At 65.0% G+C, this 15981-nt stretch carries 17 protein-coding genes and 1 pseudogene; 15 read left to right on the top strand and 3 right to left on the bottom strand.

From position 1 onward, the window contains the following. Positions 1–3 precede the first annotated feature (3 nt). Together L6639_RS28950 and L6639_RS28945 are read left to right on the top strand one after the other, a co-directional pair. Positions 4–328 (top strand): annotated as a pseudogene (locus L6639_RS28950) (2Fe-2S iron-sulfur cluster-binding protein). A 50-nt stretch (positions 329–378) separates the two neighbouring features. After that, positions 379–1590 carry an ABC transporter substrate-binding protein gene (locus L6639_RS28945; RefSeq protein ID WP_128930122.1) on the top strand — a complete coding sequence of 404 codons (1212 nt, stop codon included), beginning with the start codon at positions 379–381 and terminating at the stop codon, positions 1588–1590. Positions 1591–1851: 261 nt separating this feature from the next. Here L6639_RS28945 and L6639_RS28940 read toward each other — a convergent pair whose 3' ends face one another. Together L6639_RS28940 and L6639_RS28935 are read right to left on the bottom strand one after the other, a co-directional pair. Further along, positions 1852–2517: an RraA family protein gene (locus tag L6639_RS28940; RefSeq protein ID WP_128930123.1), complete on the bottom strand. Its 666-nt coding sequence runs from the start codon at positions 2515–2517 to the stop codon at positions 1852–1854. Between the two features lie 26 nt (positions 2518–2543). Further along, the gene (locus L6639_RS28935) at positions 2544–3752 is read right to left on the bottom strand and encodes an aspartate transaminase (protein ID WP_128955156.1); all 1209 of its coding nucleotides are present in this window, start codon (positions 3750–3752) and stop codon (positions 2544–2546) included. A 172-nt stretch (positions 3753–3924) separates the two neighbouring features. Between L6639_RS28935 and nac the strand changes: the two genes are divergently transcribed. The 12 genes from nac to L6639_RS28875 all read left to right on the top strand — a co-directional run bounded on the left by nac (position 3925) and on the right by L6639_RS28875 (position 13616). Then, the gene (gene nac, locus L6639_RS28930) at positions 3925–4863 is read left to right on the top strand and encodes a nitrogen assimilation transcriptional regulator NAC (protein ID WP_128930125.1); all 939 of its coding nucleotides are present in this window, start codon (positions 3925–3927) and stop codon (positions 4861–4863) included. 113 nt (positions 4864–4976) lie between these two features. Continuing rightward, complete coding sequence (locus L6639_RS28925) at positions 4977–5417, top strand: acetyl-CoA carboxylase biotin carboxyl carrier protein (RefSeq protein ID WP_128930126.1); 441 nt, start codon at positions 4977–4979, stop codon at positions 5415–5417. Between the two features lie 4 nt (positions 5418–5421). Continuing rightward, positions 5422–6774, top strand: a complete 1353-nt coding sequence (accC, locus tag L6639_RS28920; protein WP_128930127.1) for an acetyl-CoA carboxylase biotin carboxylase subunit — start codon at positions 5422–5424, stop codon at positions 6772–6774. Continuing rightward, complete coding sequence (gene pxpB, locus L6639_RS28915; protein WP_128930128.1) at positions 6771–7430, top strand: 5-oxoprolinase subunit PxpB; 660 nt, start codon at positions 6771–6773, stop codon at positions 7428–7430. The genes accC and pxpB overlap by 4 nt, the downstream gene beginning before the upstream one ends. Beyond that, positions 7427–8413: a 5-oxoprolinase subunit C family protein gene (locus L6639_RS28910; RefSeq protein ID WP_128930129.1), complete on the top strand. Its 987-nt coding sequence runs from the start codon at positions 7427–7429 to the stop codon at positions 8411–8413. Before pxpB ends, L6639_RS28910 begins: the two co-directional genes overlap by 4 nt. After that, entirely contained in the window at positions 8410–8835 is a 426-nt protein-coding gene (locus L6639_RS28905; protein WP_128930130.1) for an acetyl-CoA carboxylase biotin carboxyl carrier protein, read from the top strand. Before L6639_RS28910 ends, L6639_RS28905 begins: the two co-directional genes overlap by 4 nt. Further along, the gene (locus tag L6639_RS28900; protein WP_128930131.1) at positions 8832–9623 is read left to right on the top strand and encodes a LamB/YcsF family protein; all 792 of its coding nucleotides are present in this window, start codon (positions 8832–8834) and stop codon (positions 9621–9623) included. The genes L6639_RS28905 and L6639_RS28900 overlap by 4 nt, the downstream gene beginning before the upstream one ends. A gap of 83 nt (positions 9624–9706) precedes the next feature. Next, positions 9707–10474: an SDR family oxidoreductase gene (locus L6639_RS28895; RefSeq protein ID WP_128930132.1), complete on the top strand. Its 768-nt coding sequence runs from the start codon at positions 9707–9709 to the stop codon at positions 10472–10474. A 13-nt stretch (positions 10475–10487) separates the two neighbouring features. Beyond that, positions 10488–11189 (top strand): amino acid ABC transporter permease, encoded by a 702-nt coding sequence (locus tag L6639_RS28890; protein WP_128930133.1) that lies wholly within the window; start codon positions 10488–10490, stop codon positions 11187–11189. A gap of 1 nt (position 11190) precedes the next feature. Further along, the gene (locus L6639_RS28885; protein WP_128930134.1) at positions 11191–11943 is read left to right on the top strand and encodes an amino acid ABC transporter permease; all 753 of its coding nucleotides are present in this window, start codon (positions 11191–11193) and stop codon (positions 11941–11943) included. A gap of 2 nt (positions 11944–11945) precedes the next feature. Beyond that, on the top strand, positions 11946–12716 hold the full coding sequence (locus tag L6639_RS28880) for an amino acid ABC transporter ATP-binding protein (protein WP_373291654.1): 771 nt from the start codon (positions 11946–11948) through the stop codon (positions 12714–12716). Between the two features lie 126 nt (positions 12717–12842). Next, positions 12843–13616, top strand: a complete 774-nt coding sequence (locus tag L6639_RS28875; protein ID WP_232995647.1) for an ABC transporter substrate-binding protein — start codon at positions 12843–12845, stop codon at positions 13614–13616. Positions 13617–13837: 221 nt separating this feature from the next. Here L6639_RS28875 and L6639_RS28870 read toward each other — a convergent pair whose 3' ends face one another. Continuing rightward, entirely contained in the window at positions 13838–14755 is a 918-nt protein-coding gene (locus L6639_RS28870) for a LysR family transcriptional regulator (RefSeq protein ID WP_232995648.1), read from the bottom strand. 180 nt (positions 14756–14935) lie between these two features. Here L6639_RS28870 and L6639_RS28865 point away from each other — a divergent pair, with 180 nt between their 5' ends. Continuing rightward, positions 14936–15973, top strand: a complete 1038-nt coding sequence (locus L6639_RS28865; RefSeq protein WP_128955157.1) for a class 1 fructose-bisphosphatase — start codon at positions 14936–14938, stop codon at positions 15971–15973. Positions 15974–15981: the final 8 nt, after the last annotated feature.

Raw genomic sequence — 15981 nt, 5'->3', positions numbered from 1 at the left:
TTGATGCCAGCCATTACTTTCGTTCATTCCAACGGCAATAGCGATCACCTCGACGCCAGCGACGGGGAGAGTGCGATGCAGGCGGCAACCCGCTACGGCCTCGACGGCATCCTCGCCGAGTGCGGCGGCAACGCCATGTGCGCGACCTGCCATGTCTATGTCGACGACGCCCTGGCTGGCGCGATTGCCGGCCGTCCGCGACGACGAGGACGCGCTGCTCGATGGCACCGCCGCGGAGCGGCGGCCGACGAGCCGGCTGTCCTGCCAGATCAGGATCACGTCTGAGCTCGACGGTCTCGTGCTGCGTCTGCCGGAGCGGCAGGTCTAGGTTCCAGTTTTCGGCAACGACCGACTCGCGGGAGTGAGGGAGGACAAAGAATGAAGCACCTGGGGTGGACCATTGCGCTTGCCGCAAGCTTTTGGGTCGGCGCCGCGAACGCGGAGATTTCGGATGGCGTCGTGCGTATCGGCGTGCTCAACGACATCTCCGGCATATTCCAAGACACCAACGGCATGGGCTCGGTCGAAGCCGCACGCATGGCGGCGGAAGATTTCGCCGGCGGCGGCAAGGACGTCAAGGTTGAAATCGTCTACGCCGATCATCAGAACAAGGCGGACGTCGGCTCGGCCATTGCGCGAAAATGGCTCGATGTTGAAGGTGTCGATGCCATCGTCGACGTGCCGAACTCGGCGGTGGGCCTTTCCATCAACAATGTGCTACGCGACAGCCGGATGACGTTCCTGGCGTCCTCCACCGCGAGCGCCGACCTAACCGGCAAGGCCTGCTCGCCCAACACCATCCAATGGGTCAACGACACCTGGGCGACCGGCAACACCACGGCGGCGGCAATGATGTCGCACGGCGGCAAGGAGTGGTACTTCCTCACCGTCGATTACGCGCTCGGTAAAGGCATCGAGGCGGAAGCGCAGAAATATATCGAGGCGCATGGCGGCAAGGTGATCGGCTCCTCCAAGCATCCACTCGGCACTTCTGACTTCGCCTCCTTCCTGCTTCAGGCGCAGGGCTCGAAAGCCCAGGTGATCGGGCTTGCCAATGCAGGCGGCGACACCATCAACGCGGTGAAGCAGGCGGCTGAGTTCGGTATCCAGCAGAGCGGACAGAAGCTCGTTGCCTTCCTCCTCTTCATCAACGACGTCCACGGAATGGGATTGAAGGTCGCTCAAGGACTGCAACTCATGGAGGCTTTTTACTGGGACATGAACGACGACACCCGTGCCTTCGCCAAACGCTTTGCGGCACGCCCCGGCATGAACGGCAAAATGCCGAGCGGCAATCAAGCCGGCGTCTACGCCTCCACGCTCGCCTACCTCAACGCGGTCGCCGCTACTGGCAGCGACAACGCCAAGGACGTCGTGCCGCAGATGAAGACGTTCAAAGGCCACGATAGGCTTTTCGGCGATACCGCGATCCGTCAGGATGGCCGCGTCGTGCATCCGATGTACCTGTTCGAGGTCAAGAAGCCGGAGGAGACGAAATATCCGTACGATTATTACAAGCTTGTTTCGACGATCCCGGCAGACCAGGCGTTCCGGCCAATGGTGGAGGGCGGCTGTGCGTTGGTGAAGTAGGGAGCGCTGCCGAGTAACCAGGACATTGGCACGCTTCACGTTTTGGTGCGGCGTTTCCAGCCTGCAGGAAGTACCTGCGAACTGGCTGGTTGGTAGCGGCCGGGGTTGCGATTTCGCTGTCCGGGCTGCGCCGCGAGCCATGATCTCAAGAGCGCATATCCGTGACTCCGCCCGGTGTCCTTATCTCAAGAGTTCACCTGGCTCTGCGGTTGTTCTGGCGTGAAGACGCCGCAGCAAGCTTTAACAGAGGCAGAAACGCGCTCAATTGGCGCAGCGCGCTTCCAGCGCGTCGACAAAGGAACGGTCCCAGCGGCCCTCGCGAATGGCCTGCATCGTCGCCTCCTCCTTCTGATGTTGAGCCATCGCCTTCTCGATCACGCTTGCGGCAAGACCGGGCGGGAAGGCGAGAAGTCCATCTTGGTCCCCGACGATCACGTCTCCCGGATTGACCACCATACCGCCGACCGTGATCGGCACGTTGATCTCCCCTGGACCGTCCTTGTAGGGGCCGCGGTGGTTCACGCCGCGGGCATAAACGGGAAAAGCTCGTGCGCCGATTTCGGCCGCGTCCCGAATGGCGCCATCGAGCACCATGCCGGCGAGACCCAGCGAAGCGGCGGCGAAGGTCATGATGCCACCGACCAGAGCGTTGGTAGTGTCTCCGCCGGCATCGACCACCATGACGTCTCCGGGCCGGCAGAAATCATAGGCGCGCAGAATGGCGAGGTTGTCCCCGCCACGCGTCTTCACGGTCACCGCCGTGCCGGCCATGGGGGCGGGCGAATGGTAGGCGCGAAGACCGATGCTGCCGCAGTTGCGGTGCAGTTGATCGCTCAGCAGCGCCACCGCGATGCTCCGCAGCTTGGCGACGGTGGACGGGTCGACCTGGGGAGCGGAGGGGTTTCTGACGATTCCGGGATTGGTCATGGAGGATGCTTTCGATCAATTTCAGGTTAGTGCAGCTCGGCAACTGCACGGGCGATGCGATCCGTGCCTTCGTCGAGCGCCGCTTGCGATGTCGCGATCGAGGCACGGAAGAATGGCGACAGACCGTAGGCGGTGCCCTGGACGACGGCCACGCCGGCCGCCTCCAACAAGTACATCACGACGTCACTGTCGCTCTCGAGGCGAGTCCCGGCCGGCGTTGTCCGGCCGATCAGGCCTGCACAATTGACGTAGAGATAAAACGCTCCGTCGGGCGGCCGGCAACTCAGCCCGGGGATCGCGTTGATACGCGCGAGCGTGCGATCGCGACGCGCCCGATAAGTCGCAACGGTCTCGCCAACGAAGCTCTGGTCGCCGGTGAGCGCCGCGACCGCCGCCGCCTGGCTGATCGAGCAGGCATTGCCCGAGGCCTGCGACAGCAGCGTATTCAGCGCGCCGACGAGGTCCGCGGGGCCGGCGATCCAGCCGATGCGCCAGCCGGTCATCGCATAGGTCTTGGATACGCCGTTGATGGCGAGGACGCGCTCACGCAGCTCGGGTGCTGCGTTGAGCAGATGCGGCGTACTCTCGCCGTCGAAACGGATGTGTTCGTAGATGTCGTCGGTCATGACCAGCACATGCGGATGGCGGGCGAGAACCTCGGCAATCCCGCGATATTCCGCTGCGGAATAGCTTGCGCCGGTCGGGTTCGATGGCGAGTTGATCAACAGCCAGCGCGTCTTCTCCGAGATCGCCGCCTCCAGCTGGGCCGGCGAGATCTTGAAGCTCTGGCTTTCCGGACAGGCCACGATCTTAGGTATTCCTTCGCAGGCGAGCACCATGTCCGGATAGGACACCCAATAGGGCGCTGGGATGATCACCTCGTCGCCGGCCTCGAGGGTCGCTTCGAGCGCGCTGTAAATGGCGCTCTTGGCGCCGTTGGTGACGACGATCTCCGCGGGATCGTAGACGAGGCCGTTTTCGCGCTTCAGCTTGGCGACGATCGCCTGGCGCAGCTCCAGCGTGCCGGCAAGCACCGTGTACCGCGTCTCTCCCTTCTCCATCGCCCAGACGGCGGCAGTGCGAATATGCGCGGGCGTGTCGAAATCCGGCTCGCCGACCACAAGGCTGACGATGCTCTTGCCCTCGCGCTTGAGCGCGCTCGCCCGATCCGCAGCCGCCGTGCTGGGCGAAGGCTTGATGCGTCTGACGCGCGCGGAAATACGAGAACGGTTCATGGCAATTGACCCCGGTCTGGAGAGGTGCGACGCTAAAGACAGCCGCCGGCGCTGACCAACACGAGTTCAATCTGGCCTGATAGGCATATCTTATGGTTGGATTCCTCCTCGGCGCCCCGTTGAATGCCGCGCAGCCGGGAAGGCCGCTGCGCCGATCGATCCGAGGGACAAGGTGAATCTGAGGCGTCTTCAGTATTTCGTGAAGATCGTCGACGTCGGCAGCCTGACGCAGGCCGCCGATGTGCTCCATGTCGCGCAGCCGGCGCTCAGCCAGCAGCTCGCGACCTTGGAGGGCGAGGTCCGCCAGCAGCTCCTGGTGCGCACCAAAAGCGGCGTCGTGCCCACGGAAGCGGGCAAGGTGCTGTATCGCCACGCGCAGCTCATCTTGCGTCAATGCGAGCAGGCGCGCGCCGATATGAGCGCGGCGGCCAAGAGCATCTCCGGTGCGGTCGCCGTCGGACTTGCGCCTGGAACGGCCGCGGCCGGACTCGCGCTGCCGCTGCTGCGGACCGTGCGCGCCCGCCACCCTGGCATCCTGCTCTACCTCAACGAGACCTACGGAACGACGCTCTCGGAGCTCGTCATGAACGGCCGGATGGATCTCGCCGTGCTCTACGGCGGCAAGACGGCCGTTCATGGCCTCTCGTTCGTGCCGCTGCTGCGCGAACAGCTCTACGTGGTCGGCCCCGCCAGCATGATGGCCCCGCCGGGCGAGATCAGCGTGCCAGCGCTGGCCGACATGGATCTCTATCTCGCCCGTCCCTACAACGTCGTGCGCAAGATGGTGAACGAAGCCTTTGCGGCGATCGGTCAGGCGCCGAAGGTCGTCGCGGAAATCGAATCGGCGAGCACATTGACGGCGGTGATCGCCGACGGGCTCGGCGCGACGATCCTGCCGGAATCGATGGCCCGACAGGTGGCGGGCTCCTGCGGCGGCTGGCAGTCCCGCATCGTCGATCCGATCATCGAGGCGCCGTTGGCATTGTGCCAGTCCGATCATTTGCCGCTATCGGAGCCGGCCCAGGCCATCAAGGAAATCCTGCTCGAGCTCGTTGCTGGGCTGCCTGGCAATCTCGTCGTCGCCGAGGAGCGGGCGCAGAAAGCGTCATAGCGCTCTCTTATATGGGCAAAGCCAAACCGTCTTGGTCGGGGAAGACCGCCAGCGGTAGCGTTCGTCGGTAGGTAGCGACGCCGCGGGCGCCGACCTCGACGAACGGCCGGAGCATGGATCTCGATCGTATCAAGTCACTGATTGACGCCATGGCGGCTTCCGATCTGGCCGAGATGGAGTTCAGCCAGGGCGGCATGTCATTGCGGCTGGTGCGCCGACCGCAGCCGACCGAATCGCGGCCGGCGGTGCCAGTGGTCGCCGCCACGGCGCGCCCCCCGAGCCGTCCCGAGCCTGCGCAACCGGCACCGGTCAACGCCGCGGCGGATGGCGTCGTCGCGCCGCTGTTTGGCGTTGCCTATCTGCAGCCCGATCCTGACGCGCCGCCCTTCGTCACGGTGGCCCAGGCGATCACCGCCGGCACGACATTGTGCGTCATCGAAGCCATGAAGATGTTTCACGAGGTCCGTGCCGATCGGGACGGCGCCGTGATCGCAATTCTCGTCTCCACCGGGCAGGAGGTCGAGGCCGGGCAAGAACTGATGCGGATCAGGTAGGCACATGTTCGGCTCGGTCCTCATAGCCAACCGGGGCGAGATCGCGCTGCGCATCCAGCGTGGTTGCCGGCGGCTCGGGCTGCGCACCATCGTCGTCCATTCGGAGGCCGATCGCGATGCGCCCTACGTGCATCATGCCGACGAGGCCATCTGCATCGGGCCGGCCGCGGCAGCGCAGAGCTATCTCAACCAGACGGCGTTGCTGTTCGCCGCCGAGGTCAGCGGAGCGGAGGCGATCCATCCGGGCTACGGGTTCCTGTCCGAGAACCCTGGCTTCGCCGAGCAGGTCGAAGCTGCCGGCCTGACCTTCATCGGCCCGACGGCCGCGGTGATGCGCGTCATGGGCGACAAGGTCGCGGCCAAGCGGGCGATGCGCGCCGCCGGCGTTCCCTGCGTACCCGGTCCGGATGCGGCGCTCGGCGACGACCTCGATCTCGCGCGCGCAACCGCGCGGCAGATCGGCTACCCCGTGATCCTGAAAGCGGCGGGCGGCGGCGGTGGACGCGGCATGCGCATGGTGGAGAGCGAGGCTGGCCTCATCGATGCGATCGCCGTGACGCGGGAAGAGGCGCGGCGCGGCTTCGCCAACAGCGCGATCTACATCGAGAAATTCCTGCGCCGGCCGCGACATGTCGAGATCCAGGTGATTGCCGATACCCATGGCAATGCCGTCTGGCTCGGCAGCCGCGATTGCTCGCTGCAGCGACGGCACCAGAAGGTGCTGGAGGAGGCGCCGGCACCGGGACTGGACCAGGACGTGCTGGCGCAGATCGGCGAGCGCTGCGCGGAGGCCTGCCGGCAGCTCGAATACCGCGGCGTCGGCACGTTCGAGTTCCTCGTCGAGGATGACGCGTTCTACTTCATCGAGATGAATACGCGCCTGCAGGTCGAACACCCCGTCACCGAGATGACCGCTGGGATCGATATCGTCGAGGCGCAGATTCGTGTGGCTCAGGGCGAGGCGCTGCCGTTCGCGCAAGCCGACATCGTCTGCCGCGGTCATGCCTTCGAATGCCGGATCAACGCCGAAGATCCCGACACGTTCGTGCCGTCCCCCGGTGTGATCACCGCCTGGGAGCTCCCCGGCGGCCCCGGCGTGCGCATCGATAGCCATGCCAGCAGCGGATATCGCGTGCCGCCATATTACGACTCGCTGATCGGCAAGCTCGTCGTGCACGGCGCGAATCGCGCCGAGGCCCTGGACCGGCTGCGCATCGCCCTCGACGAAATGCGCGTGGAAGGAATCGCGACCAACCTGCCGCTGCACCGGCGGCTCGTCAGGGATGCCGCGTTCATCAGGGGCGGCGTCAGCATTCACCATCTCGAGCAGCAGTTGTGCGGGAGCGGCAAGGCATGACGACGGACCTGCCACAACTCAGCCTGCTGGGAACGACCGCGCTGCTGTTCGAAGCTCCGGGCGAGACCTCGCTGACGACGCAGTGCCGCATCTGGGCCCTGGCGCTGGAGGCGGGCCGTCTGCCCGGCGTTCGGGAGGCCGTGCCGGGCATGAACAACCTCATGATCGCTTTCGCCGAGCCGCCGCGGCACCGGGGACAAATCGAGCACAGACTGATCGAGCTGTGGCACGCCCTCGAGCCGCTTCCTGTCGCCGGGCGCTGCCTTGATCTGCCGGTGGTCTATGGCGGCGACGGCGGCCCGCACATGGCCGATGTCGTGGCCCACACCGGATTGAGCGTCGACGATATCGTCGCGATCCACAGCGCACCGACTTACACCGTCTACGCCCTCGGCAGCCATCCCGGGTACTGCTATCTCGGTGGCATGGACCAGCGCATCGCGACGCCGCGGCGCAAGGTGCCGGTGCTGCGCATCCCACGCGGCGCCGTCTCCATCGGCGGCAGTCAGACCGGCGTCTCTGCCTCCGATGGGCCGAGCGGCTGGAATACGATCGGCAGCACCGAGGTCGCATTCTTCGATGTCGAGCGCACGCCGCCAGCGCTGCTGCAGCCCGGTGACTGCATCCGCTTCAAAACCATCCGGGTGCTGCGATGATCGAGGTGCTGTCGGCCGGCGCGCTCGCCACGGTGCAAGATCTCGGCCGCACCGGCGCGCTCAACCTCGGCGTCGGGACATCGGGTGCGATGGACCCGTTGGCGCTCGCCGCTGGAAACATCCTGCTGCGCAACGAGGAGAATGCGGCAGCCCTCGAGATACCGCTGTTCCCGTTCCGCGTCCGCTTCACCCATTCGACGGTGTTCGCCGTGACCGGCGCGGATTGCGCGCCGCGGCTCGACGAGGCGCCAGTGCTACCATGGTGGGCGCACCGCGCCGATGCCGGCCAGGTCCTCTCGCTCGCCGTTCCCTCAACTGCGACCTGGCGCGCCAGCCGCGTCTACCTGTGCATCGCGGGCGGGATCGATGTTCCCTCGGTGCTCGGCTCACGCAGTACCCAGCTGCGCGGCGCCTTCGGCGGGTTAGAGGGCCGTCCGCTGCGCGACGGCGATCGGTTGCCAATTGCCGAGCCCCCCGGTCGCGCCAAGACAGGCTTCGGCATCACGCCGCCCGGCCTCGCCTTGCCATTGGAGGTGGACGGGTTGACCGCCGTGCGGGTGCTGCCGGCTGCCGAATACGATAGCTTCACGCCGTCTTCCCACGAGGCGCTATGGTCCGAGCCTTGGAAGATTACGTCACAGAGCGACCGCTACGGCTATCGTCTCGCCGGCCCCGAACTCAGGCCGCAGCGACCCATGGAGCTGCGCTCCCACGGCATTGTCCCAGGCGTGATCCAGGTCCCCCACGGCGGCCAGCCGATCATCCAGATGCGCGATGCGCAGCCATCGGGCGGCTATCCCAAGATCGGCACCGTCATCGACGCCGACCTCTGGCGCCTCGGCCAGGCTCCCATCGGCAGCCGGATTCGTTTCGTGCTGTGCAGCTGGGACGAGGCGCTGGACGCGTCGGCGGCGACCCGGCGCTGGCTGAGCAACGCCCGCCGATTGGTCGAGCTCTACTGCAACCAGGGAGCGGTGCGATGACCAACCCGCTCGACCATGTCGACCAGCTCTGCGCCTTCCTCGCGGCGACCGACATCGGCCTGCTCGAGCTGAAAGGCCCAGCCGGGGTGCTGCGCCTGCGGCATGACGGCGCCCGAGTCGAAGTCGAAATGATCGAGGCTGCGACGGCGGCGCTGTCTTCTTCCCCCACGCAGATCATTCGGGCACCGGTGCCGGGTCTCTACCTCGACCGCCATCCATTGCGCTCGCAACCATCGGTCGCCGTCGGCGACGAAGTTGCGGCCGGCACGCCGCTCGCCTTTCTCCAGATCGGACCGCTCTTGCTTCCGGTCCCGGCCCCGGAGGACGGCATGGTGGTCGAGACGTTCGCCGAGCATGGCGCGACGGTGGGATACGGCGCGCCGCTGATCGGATTGCAGCCGCACGGGAGTGACGCCGAATGAAGATCGATCTCAATGCGGATCTGGGCGAGGGCTACGGTCCCTGGTCCATGGGCGACGACGACGCTCTGCTCGGCCTCGTCTCGTCGGCCAACATCGCCTGCGGCTTTCACGCGGGCGACCCGCTGATCATGCAGCGCACCGTGGAATCGGCAAAGGCGCGGGGTGTCGATGTCGGCGCCCATGTCGGCTTCCCGGATCGCCAGGGCTTCGGCCGCCGGGCGATGCACATCGATCCTACCGAGCTCGCGGCGATGGTCACCTATCAGCTCGGCGCGCTTGCAGGGATCGTCCGCGCAGCCGGTTACCGCATGACCCACATGAGTTTCCACGGCGCCTTGGGCAACATGGTGGCCGCCAACGCCAAACTCGCCGAACCGCTGGTCCGCGCTGTCGCCGCCTTCGATCGAGAGCTCCTCATCGTATCGTCGACCAGCCGCGCCATCGAGGGGGCGGCGGCGGCCTGCGGCCTGCGCGTCGCCACCACTTTCCTCGCGGATCGCGCCTACGACGATGACGGACTGCTCGTGCCACGGGGCACGGCCGGCGCGGTCATTCACGACCCGGCGCTCGTGCTCGAACGGGTGCAGCGCCTGCTCTGCGACGGCGTCGTCATCACCGCGACCGGCCGGGCGCTGCCGATGCAGGCCACATCGATCCTGCTGCATGGCGACACCCCGGGCGCGGTCGAGTTCGCCCGGACGATCCGTGCGGCGATCGAGACCGCCGGTGGCGAGATCGCGCCGGTGTCGCACCTGATCGCCGGCGGCCCCGGGCGTGGCCCATCATAAGCGCCCCTTATCCCGCCAAAGTGATTCCATCTTGGCGGCGGAACTGCTCCGTCGGTAGCCTCTGGAGAACAGCGAGGACTCAGATGCCATTTTCCGACTACAGGACGGCTCTCGTCACCGGCGCCTCGTCAGGCATCGGCCTCGCCGTCGTCGAGCGCCTGGCGCGCGAGGGACTGCAGGTGCACGCGTTGGCGCGTAGCGCCGATCCACTGAAGGCGCTGGCAGATCGCACCGGCTGCATTCCCCATGCCGTCGACGTTCGCGATCTGCCTGCGCTTACCAAGCTCGCCGGCAGCGTCGAATTCGACGTTCTCGTCAACTGCGCCGGCGTCGACCGGCCCAAGAAATTCCTGCAGGCGGATGCCGAGGATATCGAGCTACTGCTCGGCGTGAATCTGGGGGCCGTCCTGCATCTGTGCCGCCTCGTCGTGCCCGGCATGGTGGCGCGCGACCGCGGTCACGTCGTGAACATCACTTCAATCGCCGGCGCCTATAATTTCGGCGGCAACTCGACCTACCACGCCACCAAGGCGGCGGTCAGCATGCTGTCCCGTCAGCTCCGGATCGATGCCTTCGGCAAGCGTGTTCGCATCACCGAGATCTGCCCGGGGCGGGTCGAGACCGATATCTTCGCTCACGTCCACGGCGACTCCGCCGCGACCCGCGCTGCCTTCATCGACGGATTCGAGCTGCCCAAACCGGAGGACATCGCCGACACGATCGCTTTCGCCATTGCCGCGCCAGTGGCGGTAAACATCGGCCATATCGAGATCACACCGACCCTGCAGGTGCCGGGCGGACTGTCGACGGTCCGTCCCGAGCACCCCGCCAGCCCTCCAGCCGTCACCTAGAGCGGAGGGTGCGATGAAGGGCTTCGACCTCATGGCGATCCTGCTGAACCCCGAGTTCAGCCGCATGCTCGTCCACGGGGTGAAGATGACCTTCATCATCTTCGCAGGCTCCTGGCTGCTCGCCATGAGCCTCGGTATCACCCTCCTTGCAATTCGAATGCTGCCGGGCCGGATCGCCGACGCCCTGGTCGAGGCCTACGTTGCCTATCACCGCAACGTGCCGACACTGGTGCAGCTGATGCTCTGGTATTTCGGTGTCTCCAGCCTGCTGCCCGAGCGGCTCCAGGTCTGGCTGTCCGATCAGAACGGCGAGGCAATCTTCGCGGTGATCGCGCTCGGACTGTGTCAGGCCGCATATTTCAGCGAAGACCATCGGTCGGGCTTGCGCGCCGTGCCCAAGGGCCAGTGGGAGGCCGCTCGCGCGCTGGGTCACAGCTATCTCGGCGCGATGACTTACATCCTGCTGCCGCAGGCGGTCCGAAATGCGATGCCGGCGCTGGTGAACCACACGGTGTCGCTGTTCAAGAACAGCAGTCTTGCCATGGCGATCGGCGTCACCGAGCTCACGCATGCGGTGAAGGAGGTCGAAAACCAGAGCTTCCGCGCTTTCGAGACCTACCTGATCGCGACCGTCTTCTACCTCGTGTGCTCGCTGCTCCTGATGTGGCTTGGCTATTATTTCGAGCGGCGCAGCCGCATGGCGGGAGCGCTCTGACATGACGCTCCTGTTCAACATGATAGGCATCGTCAGCGACAACTGGCTGCTGCTGCTGGTCGGCCAGTTTCCGAACGGCCCGCTCGGCGGGATCGCCGCGACCCTGATCCTGTCGATTCTTGGAATTGCGCTGGCATTCCCGCTCAGCGTGGCGATGGCGCTCGCGCGTCTATCGCCTTGGCCCGTGCTGCGCTGGCCGGCGACGGCGCTGGTCTATGTCGTGCGCGGCGTTCCGCTGCTGCTGATCATCCTCTGGGTCTATTTCCTGCTGCCGCTCCTGATCGGCGAGAGCGTTCCCGGCTTCGTGACCATGCTCGCCACCTTGGTCATCTACGAGGGGGCCTTTCTCAGTGAGATCGTGCGAGCCGGAATCACGGCATTGCCGCGAGGGCAGATGGACGCGGCGCGGGCGCTCGGCCACAGCCACCTCGGCGCGATGCGCTACGTGATCCTGCCGCAGGCGCTGTTCAACATGATCCCGAGCATCATCAGCCAGTTCGTCTCCACCATCAAAGAGACGACGTTGGGCTACATCATCAACGTGCCAGAGCTGACCTTCGCGGCGGGACAGATCAACAACCGGCTTCTGACCAAGCCGTTCGAAGTCTACTTCATACTCGCCATCATCTATTTCGTCGTCTGCTGGACTCTCACTAAGCTGGCCAGCACGCTCGAACGTCGGATTGCCGTTCGGCGCGCCAGGTCGATGGATGGTGCTGCAGCGCCGGCTTTGGCAGCCGCATCGAGGACATGATCATGTCAAACCAGGCCTCGAACAGTACGGCAACTCCGATGATTGAATTCATTGGCATCAACAAGTTCTACGGTTCGCTGCCCGCCCTCGTCGACATCAACGCGGAGGTGAAAAAGGGCGAGGTGGTCGTGGTATGTGGCCCCTCGGGCTCTGGCAAGTCGACGCTCATCCGCACCGTCAACCGGCTTGAGGAGATCCAATCCGGAGTGCTGCGCTTCGACGGACAGAATGTTCATGCGAAGATTAGCAGCTTGGCAATGAACCACCTGCGCAGCCGTATCGGCTTCGTTTTCCAGAGTTTCAATCTGTTTCCACACCTCAGCGTGCTGGACAATGTGATGCTGTCGCCTGTGAAGGTGAACGGCATCAAACGGAGCAAGGCAAGGGAGATCGCGCTTCAGTTGCTCGACCGGGTAGGCCTTTCCAGCAAGGCGCAGAACTATCCGGCGCAGCTGTCCGGCGGCCAGCAGCAGCGTGTCGCGATCGCGCGAGCGCTGGCCATGGAGCCGCCGGCGATGCTGTTCGATGAGCCGACCAGCGCGCTCGACCCGGAGATGGTCGGCGAAGTTCTGGCGGTGATGCGGGGACTTGCTCGCGATGGCATGACCATGATGTGCGTCACCCATGAGATGAATTTCGCACGCGATGTCGCTGATCGTGTCTGGTTCATGGATGCCGGGCGCCTGCTGGAATCGGCGTCGCCGAGCGCGTTCTTCGGCTCGCCGCAGCATCCGCGTGCGCAGCGCTTTTTGTCGGATCTGCGGGCACGATGACAACGCCTGCCATCATTGCAAAACAGGGAGTTCGAAATGTCGATCGGGATCGGGACTAAGACTGGAAAATGCGTGCTCCGCGCCGCCATCGTTGCCACGGGCCTGAGTTGCTTTGCCAGCGTGGCCATGGCTGATCAGCTGGCCGATATCATGCAGCGCAAAGAGCTGCGCTGCGGCACCTTCGCCGACGTACCCCCGTTTGCCGCGCCCGATCCGAAAACGCGGGAGATGGTTGGCTTTGATGTCGACCTCTGCAGAGCCATTGCCAAGCGCTGGGGCGTCGAGGCGAAGATCAGCCCGCTCTCGGTCGAGGCGCGGGTGCCCGAGGTCAAGCTCGGCCGCGTCGACATCACAGTCGCCAATCTCGCCTATACGCTGGGCCGCGCCGAGCAGATCCAGTTCTCCGACCCCTATTATCTCGCCAAGGAGATGTTGGCGGTGAAGGCTTCGGATCCAGGAACCAAGAAGGCCGACTTCAAAGGTAAACGTCTGGCTTCGACCAAGGGCTCGACCTCCGAGCTCGCGATCAAGCTGAATGAGTCGGATCCCCTCACTTTCGTCGACACCGGCTCGGCTTTCATGGCCGTCCAGCAGAACAAGGCGGTCGGAATGGTGGCCAATACCATGACCATCACCAAGCTCGTCAACGAATCGAAGTCCGCTGGCCAACCGCTGAAGATGATCGATGAGCCCATGGTCTTGCAACCGATCGGCATCGGCATGAAGAAGGACGAGCCGGCGCTGCTCGCCAAGATCAACGAGACACTGCTCGCACTCGACCAGGCAGGTGAGATCAACCAGCTCTGGGACAAGTGGCTCGGCCCGAACACCGAGTTCAAGATGACCCGCACCGACAAAGTCGTGCCGCTCGGCCAACTTAAGTTCACGCCGTTGCCGTAACCGGTGCACCGGGGCACACCTCCAAGAACCGGCCCGGACAGACTTGGTGGTTGAAACGGCGTCGGCTCCTGGACGCGGTGGGTCAATGCCTGGTCGACGTGCAATAAAACATTGGAAGAAGTCGAGAAAAAAGCGCGATGGGTTGAATCGTCATGGCGCTTTAGCTCTTTGTTTGAGCATGAGTTTTGGGAAAACCGCTTCACACTTTTCCGGATCTTGCTTTAGCGCCCGCCGAGTTCAGGTAGGTACGGCAAATAATTCGACCCTTCAGAGCCAAGAAAATCGAACATAGCCTGCGCCGGCGGCAGCAGGACCTTGTCACTGCGGCGGATCACGTACCATTGCCGCACGATTGGTAGGCCCGCGACGTCGAGCACGACGAGGCGGCCCTCGCCGAGCTCGTGCGCGACGGTGTGCGCCGAGATGAAGGCGATGCCGAGCCCGGCGATAACAGCCTGCTTGATGGTCTCGTTGCTGCTCATCTCCATGCCGATGATTGGCTCGAGATCCGATTTCTGGAACATGCCCTCCATTAGTGTTCGCGTGCCCGAGCCCGGCTCGCGAGTGAGAAAGGTCTCGTGCACAAGGTCGGTCAGACTGAGTCCTCGGTCCTTTTCCAGCCAATGTCCCCTGCGGGCGACGATGATGTGCGGATTGCGGCCGAGCTGGCGCACGTCGACGTGGACGTCGGCGGGTGGCCGGCCCATCACCGCGAAGTCGAGATCATAACCGTGCATGGCTGCGCGGATCTCATCGCGATTGCCAATCGTCAGCTTGATCTCGATCTTGGGGTAGCGCTTGGAGAACGCCGCGATCGCATGCGGCACGAAATATTTAGCGGTCGAGACCGCACCGAGATGCACCGCGCCGCCGCTCCGTCCGGCGAGCAGGTCGAGCGCGCCCTGGCAGTCCGCGATCGCGGCCTCGACCCGCTCGGCCAGCGCCAACACTTCCTTGCCCGCCGCGGTCAGCTGCATGCCGTCGCCGGTCCGCTGCACCAAGGGCAGGCCGGCGAGGTCCTGAAGTTGCCGCAGCTGCTGGGTCACGGCCGGCTGGGTCAGCCCAAGATGGCCGGAGGCCGCCGTCACGCTGCCCTTGGCCGACAGCGCCGCGAGCGAGCGCAGCTGCCTGATCGTCAGATGCCGGAGCTGTGCAGCCGCCTGTCCGGGTCAATTATAAGAAAATTCTTTGGTGCTCATTACGAATAGAAATTTTCCTTATTAATCTGTCCCTGTCAATCTCCTGGTGCTGGGACTGACCGCGACCGACCTTCAGAGGGGAGGGCATGGCTGCGGCGCCGGCCAAGGGGATGGACGCAGATGACTGGGCAACTCAGGCTGGACGATCACCTTCAACGGTATTCCGAGACCGCGCCGCATGCGCTGGCCGTGGCGGCCGCAGTCGATGCCATCGCGGCGGCGGCCATCGAAATCGCCGACCTCATCGCGTCAGGTGATCTCGCTGACGCCTCTGGCCTGACCACGGAGCGCAACAGCGACGGCGACATCCAGCGCGACCTCGATGTCCAGGCCGATGCGATCCTGCGCCGCTGCCTCAGCAAGCTGCCGATCGCGGCGCTGGCGTCGGAGGAGATGCGCGAACCCCAGATCGGCGACCGCGAGGGCCGCGTCTGCATCGCGATCGATCCGCTCGACGGATCCTCCAACATCGACATCAACATGACGGTGGGGACGATCTTCTCGATCCTGCCGGCACCCGACGACCTCTCGCTCGCCTTTCACCAGCGCGGATCAGTGCAGCTTGCGGCGGGCTTCGTCACCTACGGGCCGCAGACCTCGCTGGTGTTGACGCTCGGCGAAGGCGTCGACATCTTCACGCTCGATCACAAGGCCGGCTGCTTCCGTCTCGCCCGCAGCGGCGTGCAGATCTCCGAGGCCTGCGAGGAGTTCGCGATCAACGCCTCGAACCGTCGGCACTGGGATCCGCCGGTGCGCGCCTTCATCGACGAATGCCTCGCAGGCGTCGAAGGCCCCGCCAACCATGATTTCAACATGCGGTGGGTCGGCTCGCTGGTTGCCGAGGCCTACCGAATCCTCACCCGCGGCGGCGTCTTCCTCTACCCTTCGGACGCGCGCCCCGGCTACGGCGAGGGCCGCCTGCGCCTGACTTACGAGGCGCATCCGATGGCCATGATCATCGAGCAGGCCGGCGGCTCCGCCTCCACGGGACGCGAGCGCATCCTCGACCTCTCCGCGCAGAGCCTGCATCAGCGCGTGCCCCTGATCATGGGCTCGAGCAACGAGGTGCGGCGCGTCGAGGAGCTTCATTGCGATCCAGTGCTGGTCGCCAGCGTCTCTGCGCCGCTGTTCGCGCGGCGCGGATTCTTCCGGCTCTGAGCGAGGTG

Origin of the sequence: Bradyrhizobium zhengyangense, from assembly GCF_022012555.1 — a bacterium.
GTDB classification, from domain to species: Bacteria; Pseudomonadota; Alphaproteobacteria; order Rhizobiales; family Xanthobacteraceae; genus Bradyrhizobium; species Bradyrhizobium zhengyangense.
This window is presented reverse-complemented; position numbering and strand designations above follow the sequence as displayed.

What these genes read in the sequence shown, in the direction of transcription:
- L6639_RS28945 (WP_128930122.1), top strand. Translation starts at nt 379, where the DNA reads ATGAAGCACCTGGGGTGGACCATTGCGCTTGCCGCAAGCTTTTGGGTC.
- L6639_RS28940 (WP_128930123.1), bottom strand. Translation starts at nt 2,517, where the DNA reads ATGACCAATCCCGGAATCGTCAGAAACCCCTCCGCTCCCCAGGTCGAC.
- L6639_RS28935 (WP_128955156.1), bottom strand. Translation starts at nt 3,752, where the DNA reads ATGAACCGTTCTCGTATTTCCGCGCGCGTCAGACGCATCAAGCCTTCG.
- L6639_RS28925 (WP_128930126.1), top strand. Translation starts at nt 4,977, where the DNA reads ATGGATCTCGATCGTATCAAGTCACTGATTGACGCCATGGCGGCTTCC.
- accC (WP_128930127.1), top strand. Translation starts at nt 5,422, where the DNA reads ATGTTCGGCTCGGTCCTCATAGCCAACCGGGGCGAGATCGCGCTGCGC.
- pxpB (WP_128930128.1), top strand. Translation starts at nt 6,771, where the DNA reads ATGACGACGGACCTGCCACAACTCAGCCTGCTGGGAACGACCGCGCTG.
- L6639_RS28910 (WP_128930129.1), top strand. Translation starts at nt 7,427, where the DNA reads ATGATCGAGGTGCTGTCGGCCGGCGCGCTCGCCACGGTGCAAGATCTC.
- L6639_RS28905 (WP_128930130.1), top strand. Translation starts at nt 8,410, where the DNA reads ATGACCAACCCGCTCGACCATGTCGACCAGCTCTGCGCCTTCCTCGCG.
- L6639_RS28900 (WP_128930131.1), top strand. Translation starts at nt 8,832, where the DNA reads ATGAAGATCGATCTCAATGCGGATCTGGGCGAGGGCTACGGTCCCTGG.
- L6639_RS28895 (WP_128930132.1), top strand. Translation starts at nt 9,707, where the DNA reads ATGCCATTTTCCGACTACAGGACGGCTCTCGTCACCGGCGCCTCGTCA.
- L6639_RS28890 (WP_128930133.1), top strand. Translation starts at nt 10,488, where the DNA reads ATGAAGGGCTTCGACCTCATGGCGATCCTGCTGAACCCCGAGTTCAGC.
- L6639_RS28885 (WP_128930134.1), top strand. Translation starts at nt 11,191, where the DNA reads ATGACGCTCCTGTTCAACATGATAGGCATCGTCAGCGACAACTGGCTG.
- L6639_RS28880 (WP_373291654.1), top strand. Translation starts at nt 11,946, where the DNA reads ATGTCAAACCAGGCCTCGAACAGTACGGCAACTCCGATGATTGAATTC.
- L6639_RS28875 (WP_232995647.1), top strand. Translation starts at nt 12,843, where the DNA reads ATGGCTGATCAGCTGGCCGATATCATGCAGCGCAAAGAGCTGCGCTGC.
- L6639_RS28865 (WP_128955157.1), top strand. Translation starts at nt 14,936, where the DNA reads ATGACTGGGCAACTCAGGCTGGACGATCACCTTCAACGGTATTCCGAG.